Source organism: Neobacillus sp. DFD-2R (assembly GCF_057747865.1).
In genome coordinates this window covers 121,333-141,365 of record NZ_CM173228.1, presented here as the reverse complement: position 1 = coordinate 141,365, position 20,033 = coordinate 121,333, and the positions used below count along the sequence as shown (strand labels likewise).

Sequence of the window (20,033 nt, the reverse complement as noted above, 5' to 3'; positions counted from 1 at the left end):
CGTCCCTTTCAAAGGTGCTTATTTTCGTATTCCGTAATTTTCCCAACGCGAGTCGCATGACGGCCGCCTTCATATTCACCCGTCAGCCAAATTTGGGCAATATCCCGTGCCAAGCCGGGGCCGATTACCCGTTCACCCATCGCCAGCATGTTGCTGTCATTATGGGCACGCGTTGCTTTTGCGCTAAACGTATCATGCACAAGCGCACAGCGAATACCTTTAACCTTGTTTGCCGAAATGCTCATGCCGATGCCGGTACCGCAAATCAAAATCCCGCGGTCAAACTCGCCACTCGCCACTTTTTCCGCAACCGGAAGTGCATAATCCGGATAATCCACCGATGTGCTGCAATCACAGCCAAAATCAACATATTCAATTCCCAGCTCATCCAATAAATCGGCGATTTCTTTTCTAATAATGACCCCGCCATGGTCTGAAGCCAATGCCACTTTCATGTCAAAACCCTCCTATCCAAATCAAAACCCATGCTTTTAATTTTGACACACTGCTCCCAAAATATAAAGTGAGAACCAAATAAAAAGCTCCCCTTTCAAAGAGAGCCCGAATTTAAAGCTCCCTTTTCAAAGAAGCCCTATGGTTTTATTTTTTCAAGTGCCTTTTCAATCAAGCGATCAAGTTCTTTATACGTTTCCCGGTACATGGCGAGGTTCCCGCCGTACGGGTCGACCACATCATGGTCCACTGCCTCTCCCGTAAATTCCTTAAGCGTAAAAAGCTTCACCGCCGCACCGGGGAATTGCCGGAGAATCGCCGCTTTATGCGATGCGGTCATTGTTAAAATCAATTCCGCCCATTCCACCGTCTCATTGGTTAACAGACTTGATGAATGCTGATGCGGAATCCGGTTATCATCGAGCACCGTCTTCGCATGGACAGATGCCTCACTCCCATTCGCAGCAAATACGCCTGCCGACCTCACTTCCATCCCTTCGATTTTCTTACTCCTTAAAATTGCCTCGGCCATCGGACTCCTACAAGTATTTCCCGTACAAACAAACAAAATGCGTCGCAATATGCCTGCCCCCTTTCCATTTATTATAAAACGATTGCTCCGGGATTCCAAAAAAAAGACCTATCAAAGGTCTTTTAAAAATGGATGGACAATCTTTTTTTGTTAACGAACATAGGATATCGCCTGTTTGCCCATTTGCTCCCAGCCACGCTTAAAAGCACTCACAGGTATTTTTCTATTTTTAATAACGGTGAGAGGATCGTTAAAATAAATATAATCCTTATCATAGCCGGTAATAAGCACACTGTGTTCCTTATACGTAATGGAAATCCGGCCTGCCGGCGTGTTCCATTGCTGCCAGTATTGAGATGGCACGGTATCAAACCACGTATTATTTATGACCCATACAGGAGTCCCGCTATTCAGATATTTATAGATTTCTTCAAACTTACTACCCGAAAAATCAACTATTCGATTTGGTAAATATTTTTTAGCCAGTTCAGCTATCGGCCCATGATAAACCGCCAAGCCGGGATTTTTAAATGAATACATGTCACCGACGAATCCTGTATTTGGATTTCCAAAATAAATTTGGCCATTCTGTTTGGAGTATGGTGTCGGATCCTTTTTCACCTGTTTGGCCAGCGTCATTTTATCCACCTTGATCCCTGCATCTTGAAGCATCATCGCAAGCGAGGTAACTTCACATCCTCTTGGCAGCTCAGGATTTTGTGCTATAAGCGGCACATCCAGGATAACCGAAGCGATTGCGCCGTTGCTGCCAAAATAATATCGGTCCTTTCCGTTCTGTACCCAACCGATTTTCATTGTGCCGTCACCATTTAGGAGGTACCACTTTCCACCATCAAATAACCAGCCGGTTTTCATTGCCCCGCTTTGGTCGAGATAGTACCATTTTCCGCCATAAAACAGCCAGCCCGTTTTCATTGCGCCATTTGTATTCAAATAATACCACCTATTAGAAGTTTTAATCCATCCTGTTTTCATGACACCTGAATCATCAAGATAATACCATTTCCCGCCGTACCATAGCCACCCTGTCTTCATGGCACCGTCTTTTTCCAAGTAGTACCGCTTTTGATTATCCGTAATCCAACCTGTTTTCATGACGCCCGTTTGATCGAGATAATACCGTTTGCCCTTATCGGTCAGCCAGCCTGTCTCCTTTTGACCGTTGCTATCAAGATAGTACCAATATCCTTTCACAAGGACCCAGCCTACCTGAGGCGATGCTTCGACCGTTACTTCGATTGAATATGTATTCGTGCCAACAGCCGCTGTTATTTTTAAAACTGTCTTTGCCGGCTGTTTTGAAATCGGTACTGCAAAATTACCTTCCGCATCTGCTTGAACAGTATTAAGAATCCCTGCTTTGTTTCCAACAGTTATTTTACTGCTTGGAGCCGATTTCCCTTTGATAACCGCAGTCTTATCCGTTATTTTTTCGGCAAGCTGCAAATCCATTGTTGTGATTGCGGATTGCTGTGCCGAAGCCTGACTTGTTTGCTCTGTTGTTGTTTCTGAGGATTGCTGTGCCTGAGCCTGACTTGTTTGCTCTGCTGTTGTTTCTGAGGATTGCTGTGCCTGAGCCTGACTTGTTTGCTCTGTTGTTGTTTCCGAGGATTGCTGTGCCTGAGCCTGACTTGTTTGCTCTGTTGTTGTACCCGAGGATTGCTGTGCCTGAGTCTGACTTGTTTGCTCTGTTGTTGTACCCGAGGATTGCTGTGCTGCAATCTGACTTGTTTGCTCTGCCGTTGTACCCGAGGATTGCTGTACAGGAGCCTGATTTTGTGACTCCGTACTTTTTTCCAATGATTGTCCTTGGGGCTGATTTGGACCGGTGATCATCTCAGCTGATGCAAGTCCCGGGAATAATGTATTAGAGATTACTATTAGACCAATAAAAATTTTTATTAAAGATCTTCCCATCCGCTGTCCCTTCTTTTTAGATAAATATGATAGATTTAGAGATTTTTAATTTACCAGTTTTTATCATATCATAATAAGAGACCGTTTTATGGAAAAAAAACATTAAAAAAAGAATTTTCACCAAAAAAGATGCAATAATTTAAAGCCGAAGGCCAGTAAAATACCGCCGCCCAGTGCCTCGCCATAAACGCCCAGCCAGCCCTGAACCTTTCTTCCCAGCAGCAAACCGGCCCATGTTTGCACGGTCGCGACAGCACCGAAGCAAATGATAACCATTAATGTTTTTGCCCCATATATCCCTAACGTTAGGCCCAATGAAAAACTATCCAGGCTCACGCTCAGCGCAAACAAAAGTAAGCCGAAGCCAATCGGCGTAATAACCTTTTCATCGCCCTTTTTAAAGCTGGACCAAATCATTTGAACCCCCAGTAGAACTAACAGCAAGCCGCCAATCAGTGTGGCGAACGTTCCAAATTTCTCTGATAAATATTTACCTGCGAGCATGCCGACAAGCGGCATCCACACATGGAATAAGCCAATGGTAAGGCCGATATTAAAAATCTGCCTTAAGCGTAATTTGTACATCCCCATGCCAAGACCGACGGAAAAGGCATCCATCCCCAGTGCAATCGCCATTAACACCAGCGTTACTATTTCTCCTATCATTGCTGACATCCCCCTTGGACTTGCTCTAATTCACCATATGCACGTCCAGGCCGATTTAGAAGGCAGCATAAAAAAAAGCATCAGGTCTCCTTAAGGAGAAACTGATGCTTTTTATTCACTAATCACTTTATTCCCGGCTGCTTTTTCCAAGCGGTTCATAATCGCATGTCCGACACCTGAATTCGGAAACATTTCACTAAAAATGATATCGACCTTTTTTTGATTAAATAAACGGAGCGTATCATAAAGCGAAGCGGCAACCGTTTCAAGCTCCGCTCTTTTTCCGCAAGCAATCACAACATCCGCGCCATACCGGTCCACGTTTTCTTCCGTCGTCAGGACACCGACTTGCTGCCCTTCCTTTTTCTTTTCTTCCACAAGCTTCTGTAAAAAATCCTTGCTTCCCGCAACAAGAAAAAGCGGTGCATTCGGCGCATAATGCCGATATTTCATCCCGGGTGCTTTCGGTTTTGCCTCTCCGTCCATCAAGGCCGGGTCCACACGAACTTCACCGACTACTTCCTCAAGCTGCTCCTTCGTTACCCCGCCGGGCCGTAGGATGACAGGAACCGGCTCAGTGCAATCCACGACCGTCGATTCCACGCCTACTCCCGTTGCTCCGCCATCGAGCACACCGGCAATCTTTCCTTGCAAATCATCCAGCACATGCTCGGCATTAGTCGGACTCGGCTTGCCTGAGCTGTTCGCACTCGGTGCCGCAATCGGCAGCCGGGATTTTTTCAACAGTGCGAGGGCAACAGGGTGGTCGGGCATTCTTACCGCCACTGTGTCCAGCCCTGCCGTTGCCTTTTCAGAAAGAACGCCATCTTTCTTTTTAAAAATAATCGTCAGCGGCCCGGGCCAAAATGCTTCCATTAAGATAGAAGCTTTCTCGGGGATTTCCGCCACAAAGCGATTAAGCTGCTCTTTGTCGGCAATGTGAATAATTAACGGATTATCCCCGGGTCTCCCTTTTGCAGCAAAAATTTTCGCCACGGCCGCGTCGCTCTCCGCATTCCCTCCAAGGCCATAAACCGTTTCCGTCGGCAGTGCCACCACTTCATTTTCCCGTAAAAAATGGGCTGCATCCACAATCTGTGGATTATTTTCCAAGTTATCCACAGATTTATCCACTTTCCAAACTTTTGTGTTCATTTTTATCCACCTTTATACTAAACAAGCTAAAACTCGAAATTTGCCGAATTTAGGCATCAAGACCTGTATTTTTTCTATAATACTTTTGAAAGTATAAAAGAAGGTGGGAATAAAAACAAGTTTTATCCACAAATTGTGTATAACATTCGGGAAAACGTGGATAACTTTGTGGATATATCCACAATTATAGTGAAAATTTCAAAAATAATGAGTTATCCACATTTAATATATGTCGAATATGTTCGGAGTCATAAAATGGTGTGGGTAACTCCTCCCGTTCCACACTCTGAAACCCGAGTAATTCAAAAAATGAAACAGCCTCCCGTTTATTTGTTGCCAAATATAAAGTGTTCATTGCCTTTTCTTTTGCTAATTGCAGCATTTGTGTAAAAAGAATGAAGATCTCTTTTTCAGCTTGACCCGCCGAAACCACGAGTGAACGCAAAAGCCCAAACCCATCAAATGCTTCAATCCCAAGCGATCCCCTCAATTCTCCCCTATCATCCTCCAAAAGCAAAAAGTAATCTACCGTTTCGTCCGTCAATCCCTCTGTCCCCAGGTTTGCCTTTGTAAGAAACTCCGTCAATTTCCCCAAATCCTGTTTACCCGCTTTACGAATCCGTGCCTGCATCCTTGTCCACCTCGTTTATTTTGATAATCTATGAATATGAAAAAATAGATAAAATAGAACATGAGGTAATAGTTTCTATTAAATTTTTGATATATTTCTTTTGAACCAAGCTTTTGCGTGCGATTTTTTGGGGTTTTGTGCCGCTTTGGACAATTTATCTGCCACTTTTTCCACTTTACCTGCCACTTTTTCCACTTTACCTGCCACTTCGGAAGATTTACCTGCCACTTCACTCCGCTCTCTCTCTAAATCAACTAAAAAGCCAGCCCCACTTCCGGGACTGGCTTTTATTCAAATAGCTTTTGAAACATTTCTACGATAAAAAACTTAACTTTTACAGGCTGTTCATCTTCAGCCGTATATACCGGCGCAGCTTTTTTAGCTGTATCGTGTTTTTGTAATCCTTTGTCTGCAGGTTTTACCTTTTGCACGCTGTTATCTTGACTAGTTTGCATTTCCGCGTTGTCATCACTTTTTACTGAAGCATCTTGCATTTCCGCGTTGTCATCACTTTTTACTGAAGCATCTTGCACTTCCGCGTTATCATCACTTTTTGCTGAAGCATCTTGCATTTCCGCGTTGTCATCACTTTTTGCTGAAGCAACTTGCACTTCCGCGTTATCATCACTTTTTACTGAAGCATCTTGCATTTCCGCGTTGTCATCACTTTTTGCTGAAGCAACTTGCATTTCCGCGTTATCATCATTTTTTGCTGAAGCAACTTGCATTTCCTCCGTACTACTTGAAGCCTGAAGTTCATCACTAGTAGCTTTCTTAACAGAAGCCTCACTCACTGTTGCCGCCTTAGCCTTTTTTTCCTCAAAACCGTCGCTGACCGCTACACCATTTGAAAAATCCAGGAAGCAAAGCGGAGGATACAGCACGCACCACCAGTTCGCGCCTTCCCCTTTTCCTAACGTAATCAAAATGGCTTGATAATCGCCGGCCGGATACAAAAATTCACCGTATAATTTAGTCGGAAACTGAACCTTGCCGAATTTCACATGAACCGTCTGGTTTGCCCCCTGATCGCGTACCACTTTTTCCGCAATCGCCTGAATCTCCGGCAGCTTGGATTTAATCACCGATTTGGCTTTATCCAGGGAAGTTAAATCCTTCACCCAAAGTGAAATCTTCGCATTCACCGCATCGCGCACCTGCCGTTTTAATGCTTGATCCGAACCCTTGTCACTGTTTGCGAGAATCCGCAGCCGAATCGCATCACCCGGAATAACCACTGCTTCCTTAGCAATCGCTTCATTTTTCGGTATATATAAACTTAAAATAGTTCCTAATGATAAAATAAGCAGATAAGCCAACACCAATGTTTTACTCTTCATACTTGGCACCGTCCCTTCGATATCTTCATTGTGGACAGAAACCAAGAATCTTAAACTATTAATTTTAAAAAAATCTATTAATAAAGCTCCGGAATTTTAAACTCCGAAGCTTTCGTTCATTTCTGCAAACACCATTCTATCTTTTCCGTTAATATCATTGACGATTTCCACTTTTACATTTACAAACGATTTTTTAAAAAGCTCCGCTACCGCTTCGCCCTGACCGGCCCCAATTTCAAATCCAACCAGCGCGCTTGGAGCTAGTACCGCCGGCAGCTCCTCCATAAATCTCCGATAAAAATCAAGACCGTCCTCGCCGGCAAATAGCGCCCGGTGCGGCTCATGTTCGGTCACCACTACAGACATCGAAGATATATCAGCTACAGGAATATAGGGCGGGTTCGAGATAACCACATCAATCTTTTGACCTTTAAACGGCTGCAGCAAATCCCCTTGAAAAAAGGTAACGTCCGCTCCAAGACGTGCGGCGTTTTCTTTCGCCACCGCCAATGATTCACCCGAAATATCGGATGCAAACACCTTTAAGGATGGATTCTCAAGCTTTAGGCTTACTGCGATTGCTCCGCTGCCGGTCCCAACATCAATCACCGTTTGACCATTTTTTATTCTTTTTAATGTTTCAAAAACCAGTTCTTCTGTTTCAGGTCTCGGAATCAATACCTCTTCATTGACCAGAAACGTTCGCCCGTAAAATTCCTCCGAACCGATAATATATTGAATCGGCACGCCCCCGGCATGTTCTTGGATTGATTTTTCAAAATCGATCCAAACGGACGGCGCTAAGTCATCCCTTACGTTGGCAAACAGCTGGGAACGTGTCATTCCCGTAAAATGACGGAGCAGCAGCTCCCCCGCATTTTCGTCCCGATTCGATTTTTTTAAAAAAGAAGAAGCCCATTGGAGAGCTTCGTACACTTTTTTACTCATTTGAGGCACTTTCAAGCTTTTTGGATTGATCTTCAAGAATCAAAGCGTCAATCACTTCATCGAGCTTGCCTTCTAAAATTTGATCCAGCTTTTGAATCGTTAAGCCGATCCGATGATCGGTCACACGGTTTTGCGGGAAGTTATAGGTGCGAATCCGTTCAGAACGGTCGCCGGTTCCGACAGCCGATTTTCGAACCTGGTCGTATTCAGCCTGTGCTTCCTGCTGGAACTTATCGTAGACACGGGCGCGCAATACCTTCATCGCTTTGTCCTTGTTTTTATGCTGGGATTTTTCATCCTGACACGATACAACGATACCCGTAGGAATATGTGTTAACCGAACGGCTGACATTGTCGTGTTAACAGACTGTCCGCCTGCACCGCTCGATGCAAAGGCATCGAAACGGATATCTTTATCGTGAATTTCGATTTCCACTTCTTCCGCTTCCGGTAAACAGGCAACAGTGGCAGTGGACGTATGGATCCGGCCGCCTGATTCTGTTTCAGGAACACGCTGAACACGGTGGGCTCCGTTCTCAAACTTTAGTTTAGAGTAGGCACCTGTACCATTAATCATAAAAATAATTTCTTTATAGCCGCCGAGACCTGTTGGGTTCGCATCAATTACATCCGTTTTCCAGCCCTGTGCCTCTGCATAACGGCTGTACATCCGGTAAAGCGTCCCTGCAAACAATGCAGCCTCTTCTCCGCCGGCAGCACCGCGGATTTCAAAGATAACGTTCTTGTCATCGTTCGGATCCTTTGGAATAAGAAGAATTTTCATACGTGCTTCTAATTCCTCGATTTGCACTTCCAGTTCACTAACCTCTTCTTTGACCATTTCACGCATTTCAGCATCGAGCTTATCATCAAACATGGCCTTCGCATCCTGAAGCTGTTCCCGCGCCTCTTTATATTGACGGTATGTTTGTACGGTTTCTTGTATGTCAGATTGTTCTTTTGAATATTCACGAAGTTTTTTTGTATCATTAATAATTTGCGGATCGCTTAAAAGTTCATTTAACTTTTCATAACGATCTTCCACGGATTGAAGACGATCAAACACAGTTATTCACCTCTAGTTTTAGTCCATAACATTCTAATTATAGTATAGGTGATACGCACCGTCAAAACCAAATATTGTCGGAATTTTTTTTCGGTTCCTACCAATACAAAAAACATGCCCTAAAATCAGAGCATGTTATCTTCTGTCTTCTTTTACTTTCACATCAATATTATAACGCGGAAGGGCTTGAACCAGCTTGTGATGGAGGCGTGCTTCGGCATCCTTGACATCTCGTTTTGTAAGATTGCCCTTTTTAAAAACACTTACCCACATTCTGTCGCCTTTGATCAAAACAGATTCTTTCCGGAATTCATTTGTTTGATTGATCACTCGTTTGACTTGATCAATGTCTGTGGCGAAATTTCCACTGCCGCCTGATGCAATGCCATTCCTTGTTCCATTTAGATTAAGGAAGTTGGGATTTTGATTGATAACATCATTTCCTACAAAGCGATTCTGGTCGCGGTCTGTTGTCCTGTAGGACATATAGTTGGGAGCCGTTTTATCTTTACGCAAATCATAGGCGGCATCGTTTGCATCTCTGGTCTGACATCCGCTTGCGAGCATCATCATAATAAATAATGAGGGAAAAATAAACTTTTTCACTATTTCCACCTCCTACTACTATCATGCCCGTCAGTCAGCTGAACCGGTCGAGAGAAATCTTTCCATAGATGGCGGAGAAAATAAAGGTTTCCGCGTGAATTTCGGATTTTTTCGCGGACTTGAGCGATCATTCCGCGTAAATTTTATTTAATTCCGCCGATTATGGTAATCATTCCGCCGTTTTTAAGCCTAATTCCGCTAAAAGCCCATTTTCGAAAGCTTGCAACGACAAAAAAACGCCTGAGATCCACTCTCAGACGGTTCTTCCCCTAACTATTCGAATGGTGCCGGGCACCACCTATCTACTACTTCACTGCTTCCTGCACTTCCGGCCGGTATGCCGTTTTTGGCACTTCGTGGTGGTGACGGCAGCGCGGCTCATATGCTTCCGATGCTCCGACTAAAATGATTGGATCATGGTAAGATGCCGGTCTTCCGTTAATGAGACGCTGTGTGCGGCTTGAAGGTGAACCGCAAACGGTACAAACGGCTTGCAGCTTTGTTACCTGTTCAGCAATTGCCATTAAGGCCGGCATTTGTCCAAACGGCTCGCCGCGGAAATCCATGTCAAGACCGGCACAAACGACCCGATGTCCCCTGTCAGCAAGCTGCTGCACGATTCTGACGATCCCTTCATCAAAAAACTGTACTTCATCAATTGCGATCATATCAATATCTGCCTCAATGTGATGCATAATTTCCACGGAATGGGAAATTGGCTTCGCAATAAAAGAAGAACCATTATGGGAAACTACAGACTGCTCACTGTAGCGATTATCAATTTTGGGTTTAAATACAGCTATTTTTTGTTTGGCAAATTGAGCTCGTCTGACACGACGAATCAATTCCTCCGATTTTCCGGAAAACATACTGCCGCAGATAACCTCAACCCATCCGCTTTGCTTCATTAAATACATAAAACGGCGTCTCCTTCCTATAACGAATCCTTAAACTTCTATATTTAAACGGGCGCTTAGACAAGCGCTTCCGCGTTTCATCCTATTTTTTCATAAAAACTGTAAGTTTTATTCAATAAAAAACAGGCAAGTATATTGCTTCTTGCCTGTGCTTTTACACGATTATTGTTGCTGAGATTTAAGGCCGTATTTTTTGTTGAAACGGTCAACACGTCCGCCTGCTTCAGCGAATTTTTGGCGACCGGTATAGAATGGGTGGCACTCAGAGCAAGTCTCTACACGGATCTCTTTTTTAACAGATCCAGTTTCAAACGTGTTTCCGCATGCACAAGTCACCGATACGGTTTTATAATTTGGATGAATTCCTGCTTTCATTCTTTTCATCTCCTTCCGCCCTGAATCTTTCGAAACAGAGTTATCATAAGTGCTTGTCTTGAAACAAACACAAAATTACTAAAAACACACTGCACCCATTATAACAAGGGCAAGATGTTTTTGCAAGTTGGGATTTGTTGGATTTCTGTATGTTTTTTTAAATTGGCTCTGTTAAACTTGCCTGTTGATTTCCGCTCCAATCAACATTGAGCTTTAAGATAGACTTAAATTAAGACCTTCTTGATTTCAATTCTTCGCCCAATTGTGCGAAAAATTCTTCATTGGACTTCGTTTGTCTTAATTTCTTTAGGAAGCGCTCAGCAAAGTCAGGGGAATCAGACATCGACTTCCTGATGGCCCATAGTTTATCCAAATGATCTTTCGGAAGAATAAGCTCTTCCTTACGCGTTCCTGAACGACGGATATCAAGAGCAGGGAAAACACGGCGTTCTGCAAGTGAACGATCAAGATGGAGCTCCATATTACCTGTTCCTTTAAATTCCTCGTAAATTACATCGTCCATACGGGACCCTGTATCAACTAAGGCTGTTGCTAAAATTGTCAAGCTGCCGCCTTCCTCGATATTACGAGCGGCACCAAAGAATCGTTTTGGACGGTGGAAAGCTGCCGGGTCAATCCCCCCGGATAAAGTTCTACCGCTTGGCGGAATAACTAAGTTATAAGCACGGGCAAGACGGGTGATACTGTCCATCAGGATAATAACATCGCGTTTGTGCTCTACTAAACGCATTGCCCGGTCAAGTACAAGCTCAGCCACTTTAATATGATTTTCAGGTACTTCATCAAACGTAGAGCTGACGACATCACCGGCAACAGAGCGTTCAATGTCGGTTACTTCTTCCGGCCGTTCATCGATTAACAGAACAATCAATTCCGCATCCGGGTGATTCGTGGTGATGCTGTTAGCGATTTCTTTTAGGAGCATCGTTTTACCTGCTTTTGGCGGGGCAACAATTAATCCCCTTTGGCCAAAACCGACGGGAGCAACTAAATCCATAATCCTTGTAGAAAGATATTTTGGAGTTGTTTCAAGCTTCATTTGTCTGTCCGGGTAGAGTGGCGTCAATGCCGGGAAGTGAACGCGTTCCTTTGCTGATTCCGGATCCTCTCCATTTACCGCTTCTACGTGCAGAAGACCGTAATAGCGTTCATTTTCTTTTGGAGGCCGTACCTTACCGGAAACTTTATCCCCATTACGAAGGTCAAAGCGGCGGATTTGCGATGCTGAAATGTAGATATCCTCTGAGCTTGGTGAATAATTGATTGGTCTTAAAAAACCAAACCCTTCTGATTGGATTATTTCCAATACACCTTCCATAAAAAAGAAACCCTGCTGCTCAGCCCGAGCCTTTAAAATGGCAAAAATTAATTCTTTTTTCGTTAATTTGCTGTAATAAGTCACTTTATATTCGCGTGCAAGCTCATAAAGTTCTTTCAGCTTCATATTTTCTAAATTTGAAATTGTTACGTCCATTTGTACACCACACTTTAAAATTTTTCACACATTCCGCCCTAAGCGGCAAATTAAATAAGAAAATGAGAGAATAGAAAAGTATACATCTTTTTCAAAGAGGCATCAAAGAAGAAAAATAAATAGAATTGCAGAAAAATATGCATAGTAAAAACAATTTCTATTTTACCCTCTGAGTAAAAAATTAATCAACTGAATTTTTTTGGCAATCAGAAGCTAGGCGTTTCTTTAGCAAAATAATCGTTGGAAATTTTTTCTGGAAGGAGTATGCTCTGTATTCCTCTTGGAGTTTTTCTATATAAAGGAGTTTTTCAATATAAGAGAGTCCGGACATTGAAAATATCCAGCCTCTCTTGAAAGGGTTTGCATTGACTTAAAAAAATTTTATTTTATGACTAAATTTGGTTTCTTCTTTAAGCTGTGACGGCCGTCAATAAAACGAACAGTTCCCGATTTCGCTCTCATAACAACGGAGTGTGTTGAGCCGTGGGATCCTTTAAATTGAACGCCGCGTAATAGTTCTCCATCTGTTACACCTGTTGCCGCAAAAATAGCATCGTCGCCTTTTACAAGGTCTTCCATGCGGAGTACCCGGTTTACATCAAGTCCCATTTGAATACAACGTTCTAGTTCACCGTCACTTTGCGGTAATAGCTTTCCGATTAGTTCGCCGCCTAAACATTTTAGGGCAACTGCGGAAATTACGCCTTCGGGTGCGCCTCCGGAACCAAAAAGAATATCAACACCCGTGTTGTCGAATGCTGTATTGATTGCACCGGCGACATCACCGTCGTTAATCAATTTAATCCTTGCTCCTGCTTCACGAAGCTGAGCAATAATATGTTCATGACGCGGACGGTTTAAGACAGTTGCGACTACATCCTCAATGTCTTTATTTTTTGCTCGCGCAACAGCTTTCAGGTTGTCCAAAACGGATGCGTTGATATCAATTTGCCCGACAGCTTCGGGACCGACTGCGATTTTTTCCATATACATATCAGGCGCATGAAGTAAGTTTCCATGATCCGCAACCGCAAGAACTGCAAGAGCGTTCCAACCGCCTGAAGCTAAAATATTGGTACCTTCCAGCGGATCGACAGCAACATCCACGCGCGGACCATACCCGGTTCCAAGCTTTTCCCCTATATAAAGCATTGGTGCTTCATCCATTTCGCCTTCACCAATAACAACGGTTCCCTTCATAGGAATCGTATCAAACACATCGCGCATTGCCGATGTAGCAGCACCGTCTGCTTCATCCTTTTTCCCGCGGCCCATCCAGCGAGCTGAAGCTAGTGCTGCTGCTTCGGTCACGCGGACAAGCTCCATCGATAAACTTCTTTCCATCGGTTCCATCCCCCAGTTTCTCCGCTTTTTTAATCGTCTTACCCCGTAATAGTAATCTTCGGAAATATAATCTTCGGAAGATTCCTTCGCATGAAGGAAAAGTGTTAGCTTTTCCGTTCGGCTCTATGGTCACAAGCCGTGCTAGGTGTTTTTCAAGTGCTCTACTTCTTCTTGGGTTAAAGCTTCGCGCCAAACCGTTGCTCCAAGGCCGTTTAACTTTTCGACGAGATTGCTATAGCCTCTGTCGATATGATCAAGACCCGTTACTTCGGTAATTCCTTCAGCAATCAGGCCTGCGATGACCAATGCAGCACCTGCCCTGAGGTCACTTGCTTTTACTTTAGCACCTTGAAGCTGAATTGGACCGTTAATAATGGCTGAGCGTCCCTCAACCTTAATATTGGCGTTCATCCTTCGTAATTCATCGATATGTTTAAAACGGGCACCATAAATCGTATCCGTGACAACACTTGAACCCGTCGACCTTGTTAAAAGAGTCGTGAAGGGCTGCTGCAGGTCGGTTGGGAATCCCGGATAAACGAGCGTTTTGATATCAACCGCTTTCAATTTAGCGGCTCCATTAATAAACACTTGGTCATCCCCTGATTCCACATGGACGCCCATTTCGCGCAGCTTGGCAATTAATGACTCTAAATGCTGTGGAATCACGTTATCAATTAAGACGCCCTCGCCAATCGCAGCACCGATAATCATGTAGGTTCCCGCTTCAATGCGGTCAGGAATAATCGTGTGGCGGCAGCCATGAAGGCTGTCCACGCCATCAATCCTGATAACATCTGTACCGGCACCTTTAATTTTTGCACCCATATTGGTTAAAAGAGTCGCTACATCGATAATCTCCGGCTCTTTCGCCGCATTTTCAATGACGGTACGGCCTTTTGCTTTAACCGCAGCGAGCATGATATTGATGGTGGCCCCAACGCTTACAACGTCTAAATAGATTCGTGCCCCGCGAAGTTCGTCGGCACGCAAATAAATGGCGCCTTGCTCGTTTGTCACACTGGCACCCAGTGCTTCGAAGCCTTTAATATGCTGATCAATTGGTCTTGGTCCAAGATGGCATCCTCCCGGCAGACCTATGACCGCCTTTTTAAAGCGCCCCAGCATTGCCCCCATTAAATAATAGGAAGCACGCAGCTTTTTTACTTTTCCGTTTGGCAGCGGCATTGAGATCATTGTCGATGGATCAACCGTCATGTCATCATCGGAAAGCCGGACCCTACCCCCGATTTCTTCAAGCAGGTCCTTAAGAATTTCAACATCAGATATATCCGGTAATCCTTCAATGGTTACTGGTGATTCTGCCAAAATGGTCGCCGGGATTAAAGCAACCGCACTATTTTTTGCACCACTTATTCTTACGGTTCCTTTTAACGGATAACCGCCCGCAATCTTAAGTTTTTCCATTTTCGACTCCCTTCCAGCCGCTCTCGAAATGAATGGTTGTCTTCATCCAATTAAAAGCTCCATTAATTACTAAAACGAGGCTCGAGGTATTTTTTTCCAACACAAAAAGTCATATTCCGACAGCTTGTCTATTTATATAGTTTACACGAAAAAATTATTTTCATGTATCTATATTAAAAAAAATCACGAAAATGGAAAAATTTTGGGTAAAATTTATGCGTTTGTACGGGAATTCCAGTCTTTTAAGAATCCTTCAATTCCTTTATCTGTTAATGGATGATGGAATAAACCTAAAAGTACCTTATATGGAATTGTCGCAATATGCGCTCCTCTTAAAGCTGCTTCTGTTACGTGAATTGGATTGCGGATGGATGCGGCAATAATTTCTGTTTCAAGGCCATGAACGGCAAAGATTTCGGAGATAGTGGAAATAAGCTCTAAACCATTTTGACCGATATCATCCAGGCGGCCAAGGAATGGTGATACATAGGTTGCTCCTGCTCTAGCTGCAAGCAACGCTTGGTTGGCACTGAAAATAAGTGTTACGTTTGTTTTGATTCCTTCTTTTGAAAAAGCTGCTACTGCTTTTAGGCCATCCGGAGTCATTGGAACCTTAACGGTAATATTCGGTGCGATTGCTGCCAGTTCTTTCCCTTCACGGATCATGCCTTCAGCATCAAGTGAAATGACTTCCGCACTAACAGAACCCGGTACAAGTGCCGCGATTTCTCTAATACGGTCATGGAAAGAAACATCCTTTTCTCTAGCTACAAGCGATGGGTTTGTGGTAACACCTGATAGTAATCCTAACTCATAGACTTCACGGATTTCTTCAATATTGGCTGTATCAATAAAAAATTTCATGTGTTTCCCTCCATTATTTTTCGATAATTTTCGACTTACCTATGTAACATTGAAACCGCCCTTTTTTTGTTAAGGGCGGTTTCAAATTCATCAAAGGTACCAAGCAATTGGGCCCGTTTTTCTTATTGTCTAGCTGCAGCGCCTAGGGGCTCGAGGTCATAAGCCAATCCGTCATGAAGGTTAAAAACCAACCTTCCTGCCGGCTCGTCTTATGCTTGTCGCCCCTGAGCAAGGCGCTTCCGCTTTTCTTATTAAGCTTTTCCTGCAGAACCGAATTCGCGCATTTTGCCGCTAACCGTTTCTTTGATCGCATCGCGTGCAGGTCCTAAATATTTACGTGGATCGTATTCATTAGGTTTTGCCGCTAATACTTCACGAACTACTTTAGCAGAGGCAATTTGATTTTCAGTGTTTACATTGATTTTAGCAGTACCTAAAGAAATAGATCTTTGGATATCTTTTGTTGGGATACCTGTTCCGCCATGAAGAACAAGCGGCATGCCAGTGATATTTCCGATTTCTTCCATTTCTTTAAAACCAAGGTTTGGTTCACCCTTGTAAGGACCGTGTACAGAGCCTAATGCAGGAGCAAGGCAGTCAATGCCAGTGCGTTTAACAAGCTCTTCACACTCTTTAGGATCTGCGTAGATTACGCCTTCAGCTACAACATCGTCTTCCTGTCCGCCAACTGTACCTAATTCAGCTTCAACAGAAACGCTATGTGCATGTGCATAGTCAACCACTTTTGAAGTGATTTCGATATTTTCTTCAAATGGGTGGTGTGAAGCATCGATCATTACAGATGTGAAGCCTGCATCGATCGCTTCTTTACATTTTTCAAAACTTGAACCGTGGTCCAAGTGAATAGCAACTGGAACAGTCACTTTATAATCTTCCATTAATCCTTCTACCATTTTGACAACGGTTTTGAAACCGCCCATGTAACGCGCTGCCCCTTCAGATACACCAAGGATAACCGGTGATTTTTCTGATTCAGCAGCTTGAAGGATTGCTTGCGTAAATTCAAGGTTGTTAAGGTTAAACTGCCCAACAGCATAGCCTTCTGCTTTTGCTTTCTTAAGCATTTCTGTCATTGAAACTAAAGGCATTTCTCTTCCTCCTTGTTTTAGGTTGAACTCTTTTCAAAACAGGGCGTCCCTATAAAGGATTTCCCTCTCATTTCACGAATATGTATTCACGGAAAAGAATAAGCAACCATTGTTTATTCCATATGTATCATACCAAAAGAAATAAGGAAATGCCATCAATCTAGCGCAGTTTTGTAAACTGTCATAATGAAAGCGTCAACATATCGAATATTTATGCATTGATAACGGTAAAAAATGTTAATTGGCGTTTTGAGGCATATGTTTTCTTACTGCGCTGCGGATATCATCAATATCAAACGGCTTCGCAAAGTGGGTAATCGCCCCAAGATCCTTCGCTTCTTGAATCATATCCAATTCACCGTAAGCAGTCATAATGATGACACGGATGTCCGGGTCAATGACTTTCATTCTTTTTAATATTTCAATACCATCCATTCCGGGTATTTTCATATCCAAAAGGACAAGATCTGGGTCATGCTTGGTAACAATATCAAGGGCTTGAATGCCATTAGCTGCCTGAAATGTTTGATACCCTTCTTTTTGGAACACCTCATTTAATAAAATCCGAATTCCAAACTGATCGTCAACAATTAAAATTTTCTCTTTCATAACTCCACCTCTTCCCATTTTGTTTAAATCGATACATTTTCCCTTTATCCCACCTACTATAGTTCTACATATATTAAAAAACTCCTGCCTTTTTTGTGCAACGTTTTCATGTTATTTTACAGCAAAAGCGTTTATTTTTGCATTTAATTAAAAAAGTTTATAATAAATCCGAAAAGGAGGGGCTTTTATTTTGCTAAAAATGTTTACTACCCAGTTAACTGGTTTGTTTAAACGAATAGAGGAAAAATCAGTGTTTTCATTTGAGGACGGTGCACGGTTGCTTGCACAGGCTCCCATCGGGGACGGTTCCATTTATCTTTTTGGAACAAGGGAAATGAAGGCCGTGGAGTTCGAGGCCTTAGAGGGTGCCGAACCGCTTGCCGGTGCAAAAGCATTGGCAGCCGTGAACCGGGATGAACTTAAACATGAAGACAGAGTTTTGATTTTCACAAGGTCTTCGGCTGATCATGACGCAGTAGAGCTAGGATTACGGCTCCGGGAAAAGGGAATTCCATTTGTGGCGGTTTCAACGGTTGCAGGTTCCGCGAATTCGGCTGATCTGGCGGAAATGGCTGATGTCCACATTGATTTGCTGATGACAAAAGGCTTGCTTCCGGATGATTTAGGAAATCGTTTCGGGTTTCCGACTTCAATGGCAGGATTATTTGTTTATTATGGACTGAAGTTCACAATTGAGGAGATTATTGCTGAATATGAGGAGTAAAACGACCTTGGTTTGGGGTCGTTTTTTTGTTAGAAAAACCCGCCAATTGTGAAGTTCGCGGAATAAATTGTGAACTCCGCGGAATCAGTTTAAAAATCGGCGGAAATCACCCCCTATTTACGCGGAATAATTGTTCAAATCGGCGGAATTCCTTCAAAAGCCCGCGGAATTAACAACATTTATAATATAAAAAAGCCAGTCCCATCAAAAACGGAACCGGCTCTACTAAAATTTATTTTTGAATTGACGCCTGAATAAAGTCGCGGAAAAGCGGCTGCGGGCGGGTTGGTCTTGAAACAAATTCCGGATGGAATTGGGATGCAACAAACCAAGGGTGATCGGCTAATTCGATAATTTCAACTAAGCGGCCATCAGGGCTTGTACCGGAGAAAATAAATCCTGCCTCTTCCATCTCTTGACGATAATAATTGTTAAATTCATAACGATGGCGATGACGCTCGTAAATGACTTCTTCATTATACGCAGCGAAAGCTTTCGTATTCTCAGAAAGGCGGCAAGGATAGAGTCCCAAACGTAATGTTCCGCCCAAATCTTCCACATCCTTTTGTTCAGGAAGCAGGTCGATAATTGGGAATTCTGTATTCGGCTGGAATTCAGCAGAATGCGCACCTTTATAGCCAAGGACATTACGGGCAAATTCAATAGTCGCAAGCTGCATGCCTAAACAAATGCCAAGGAATGGCTTCTTCTGTTCACGTGCATAACGGGTAGCATGAATTTTCCCTTCGATTCCACGGTCACCAAAGCCGCCGGGAACAAGGACGCCATCAACATCATTTAATAGCTCTGCCACATTTTCTTCCGTCACTTCATCGGAGTTGATCCATTTCACTTCCACATCCGTGTCAAAGGCATAACCGGCATGCTTCATCGCTTCAACAACGGAAATATAAGCATCCTGAAGCTCAACATATTTACCGACAAGACCAATGCGCACTTTATTAGAAAGATGAAGAACGCGATCAACTAATACTTTCCATTCTGACATATCCGCTTTAGGTGTATCCAATTTCAAATGGTCGCAGACAATTTGGTCCATGTTTTGCTCTTGAAGAGAAAGTGGAATCGAGTAAAGCGTATCTGCATCTTGACATTCAATTACCGCTTTGGAATCAATATCACAGAACAAAGCAATTTTATCCTTCATGTCATGCGAAACCGGCATTTCGGTACGAACGACGATGATATTTGGCTGAATTCCAAGGCTGCGCAGCTCTTTTACACTGTGCTGGGTCGGCTTCGTTTTCATTTCTCCTGCAGCTTTAATGTACGGAATAAGCGTACAGTGTACATACATAACATTGTCACGGCCGACATCACTTTTGATTTGACGAATTGCTTCAAGGAATGGCAATGATTCAATGTCACCAACCGTTCCGCCAATTTCGGTAATAACAACGTCGGCATTTGTTTCATTGCCGGCACGGAATACGCGCTCCTTGATTTCATTCGTAATATGCGGAATAACTTGAACTGTTCCACCCAAATAATCACCGCGACGTTCTTTCCGTAAAACAGTTGAATAGATTTTCCCGGTCGTAACGTTGCTATATTTGGATAAATTAATATCAATGAAACGCTCATAGTGGCCTAAGTCCAAGTCGGTTTCAGCGCCGTCATCGGTCACGAACACTTCGCCGTGCTGATATGGGCTCATTGTTCCAGGGTCCACGTTAATGTACGGGTCAAACTTTTGAATCGTCACGTTCAGTCCGCGATTTTTCAATAAGCGCCCTAAAGATGAAGCGGTAATTCCTTTTCCGAGCGATGAAACAACACCGCCTGTTACAAAAATATACTTTGTCATAAATA

Annotated in this window: 21 protein-coding genes; 1 reads left to right on the top strand and 20 read right to left on the bottom strand. The window is 43.4% G+C overall.

Going from position 1 to position 20,033, the window contains the following annotated elements; translation table 11 throughout:
- Positions 1–8: 8 nt before the first annotated feature.
- The 19 genes from rpiB to AC3ANV_RS00625 form a co-directional block, all read right to left on the bottom strand.
- Entirely contained in the window at positions 9–455 is a 447-nt protein-coding gene (gene rpiB / locus AC3ANV_RS00715; RefSeq protein WP_488311796.1) for a ribose 5-phosphate isomerase B, read from the bottom strand.
- A gap of 137 nt (positions 456–592) precedes the next feature.
- Positions 593–1,033, bottom strand: a complete 441-nt coding sequence (locus tag AC3ANV_RS00710) for a low molecular weight protein arginine phosphatase (RefSeq protein ID WP_488311795.1) — start codon at positions 1,031–1,033, stop codon at positions 593–595.
- 102 nt (positions 1,034–1,135) lie between these two features.
- Entirely contained in the window at positions 1,136–2,923 is a 1,788-nt protein-coding gene (locus tag AC3ANV_RS00705; RefSeq protein ID WP_488311794.1) for a C39 family peptidase, read from the bottom strand.
- Positions 2,924–3,040: 117 nt separating this feature from the next.
- Positions 3,041–3,598 carry a manganese efflux pump MntP gene (locus AC3ANV_RS00700; RefSeq protein WP_488311793.1) on the bottom strand — a complete coding sequence of 186 codons (558 nt, stop codon included), beginning with the start codon at positions 3,596–3,598 and terminating at the stop codon, positions 3,041–3,043.
- A 102-nt stretch (positions 3,599–3,700) separates the two neighbouring features.
- Positions 3,701–4,744, bottom strand: a complete 1,044-nt coding sequence (locus tag AC3ANV_RS00695) for an L-threonylcarbamoyladenylate synthase (RefSeq protein WP_488311792.1) — start codon at positions 4,742–4,744, stop codon at positions 3,701–3,703.
- A gap of 184 nt (positions 4,745–4,928) precedes the next feature.
- Positions 4,929–5,375, bottom strand: a complete 447-nt coding sequence (locus AC3ANV_RS00690) for a GNAT family N-acetyltransferase (RefSeq protein WP_488311791.1) — start codon at positions 5,373–5,375, stop codon at positions 4,929–4,931.
- A gap of 78 nt (positions 5,376–5,453) precedes the next feature.
- The gene (locus tag AC3ANV_RS00685) at positions 5,454–5,603 is read right to left on the bottom strand and encodes a hypothetical protein (protein ID WP_488311790.1); all 150 of its coding nucleotides are present in this window, start codon (positions 5,601–5,603) and stop codon (positions 5,454–5,456) included.
- Positions 5,604–5,662: 59 nt separating this feature from the next.
- Positions 5,663–6,715 (bottom strand): stage II sporulation protein R, encoded by a 1,053-nt coding sequence (spoIIR, locus tag AC3ANV_RS00680; RefSeq protein ID WP_488311789.1) that lies wholly within the window; start codon positions 6,713–6,715, stop codon positions 5,663–5,665.
- A gap of 96 nt (positions 6,716–6,811) precedes the next feature.
- A complete protein-coding gene (prmC, locus tag AC3ANV_RS00675) occupies positions 6,812–7,663 on the bottom strand; it encodes a peptide chain release factor N(5)-glutamine methyltransferase (RefSeq protein ID WP_488311788.1) in 852 nt (283 codons plus the stop codon).
- Positions 7,656–8,729, bottom strand: a complete 1,074-nt coding sequence (prfA, locus tag AC3ANV_RS00670) for a peptide chain release factor 1 (protein ID WP_488311787.1) — start codon at positions 8,727–8,729, stop codon at positions 7,656–7,658. The genes prmC and prfA overlap by 8 nt, the downstream gene beginning before the upstream one ends.
- 135 nt (positions 8,730–8,864) lie before the next feature.
- Positions 8,865–9,335 (bottom strand): hypothetical protein, encoded by a 471-nt coding sequence (locus tag AC3ANV_RS00665; RefSeq protein WP_488311786.1) that lies wholly within the window; start codon positions 9,333–9,335, stop codon positions 8,865–8,867.
- A 305-nt stretch (positions 9,336–9,640) separates the two neighbouring features.
- The gene (locus AC3ANV_RS00660; RefSeq protein ID WP_488311785.1) at positions 9,641–10,252 is read right to left on the bottom strand and encodes a thymidine kinase; all 612 of its coding nucleotides are present in this window, start codon (positions 10,250–10,252) and stop codon (positions 9,641–9,643) included.
- 162 nt (positions 10,253–10,414) lie between these two features.
- Entirely contained in the window at positions 10,415–10,627 is a 213-nt protein-coding gene (gene rpmE / locus AC3ANV_RS00655) for a 50S ribosomal protein L31 (protein WP_488311784.1), read from the bottom strand.
- Positions 10,628–10,856: 229 nt separating this feature from the next.
- Positions 10,857–12,122 (bottom strand): transcription termination factor Rho, encoded by a 1,266-nt coding sequence (gene rho, locus AC3ANV_RS00650; RefSeq protein ID WP_488311783.1) that lies wholly within the window; start codon positions 12,120–12,122, stop codon positions 10,857–10,859.
- A gap of 381 nt (positions 12,123–12,503) precedes the next feature.
- Complete coding sequence (gene glpX, locus AC3ANV_RS00645; protein ID WP_488311782.1) at positions 12,504–13,466, bottom strand: class II fructose-bisphosphatase; 963 nt, start codon at positions 13,464–13,466, stop codon at positions 12,504–12,506.
- A 141-nt stretch (positions 13,467–13,607) separates the two neighbouring features.
- On the bottom strand, positions 13,608–14,894 hold the full coding sequence (murA, locus tag AC3ANV_RS00640) for a UDP-N-acetylglucosamine 1-carboxyvinyltransferase (protein WP_488311781.1): 1,287 nt from the start codon (positions 14,892–14,894) through the stop codon (positions 13,608–13,610).
- A 213-nt stretch (positions 14,895–15,107) separates the two neighbouring features.
- Complete coding sequence (fsa, locus tag AC3ANV_RS00635; protein ID WP_488311780.1) at positions 15,108–15,758, bottom strand: fructose-6-phosphate aldolase; 651 nt, start codon at positions 15,756–15,758, stop codon at positions 15,108–15,110.
- Positions 15,759–16,009: 251 nt separating this feature from the next.
- Positions 16,010–16,867, bottom strand: a complete 858-nt coding sequence (locus AC3ANV_RS00630) for a class II fructose-bisphosphate aldolase (RefSeq protein WP_488311779.1) — start codon at positions 16,865–16,867, stop codon at positions 16,010–16,012.
- Between the two features lie 237 nt (positions 16,868–17,104).
- Positions 17,105–17,476 carry a response regulator gene (locus AC3ANV_RS00625; RefSeq protein WP_488311778.1) on the bottom strand — a complete coding sequence of 124 codons (372 nt, stop codon included), beginning with the start codon at positions 17,474–17,476 and terminating at the stop codon, positions 17,105–17,107.
- A gap of 190 nt (positions 17,477–17,666) precedes the next feature.
- On the opposite strand from AC3ANV_RS00625, the gene AC3ANV_RS00620 reads away from it, so the two are divergent.
- Positions 17,667–18,200, top strand: a complete 534-nt coding sequence (locus AC3ANV_RS00620; protein WP_488311777.1) for a DUF2529 domain-containing protein — start codon at positions 17,667–17,669, stop codon at positions 18,198–18,200.
- A gap of 232 nt (positions 18,201–18,432) precedes the next feature.
- On the opposite strand, the gene pyrG is transcribed toward AC3ANV_RS00620, so the two are convergent.
- A complete protein-coding gene (gene pyrG / locus AC3ANV_RS00615; protein WP_488311776.1) occupies positions 18,433–20,028 on the bottom strand; it encodes a CTP synthase in 1,596 nt (531 codons plus the stop codon).
- Positions 20,029–20,033 lie beyond the last annotated feature (5 nt).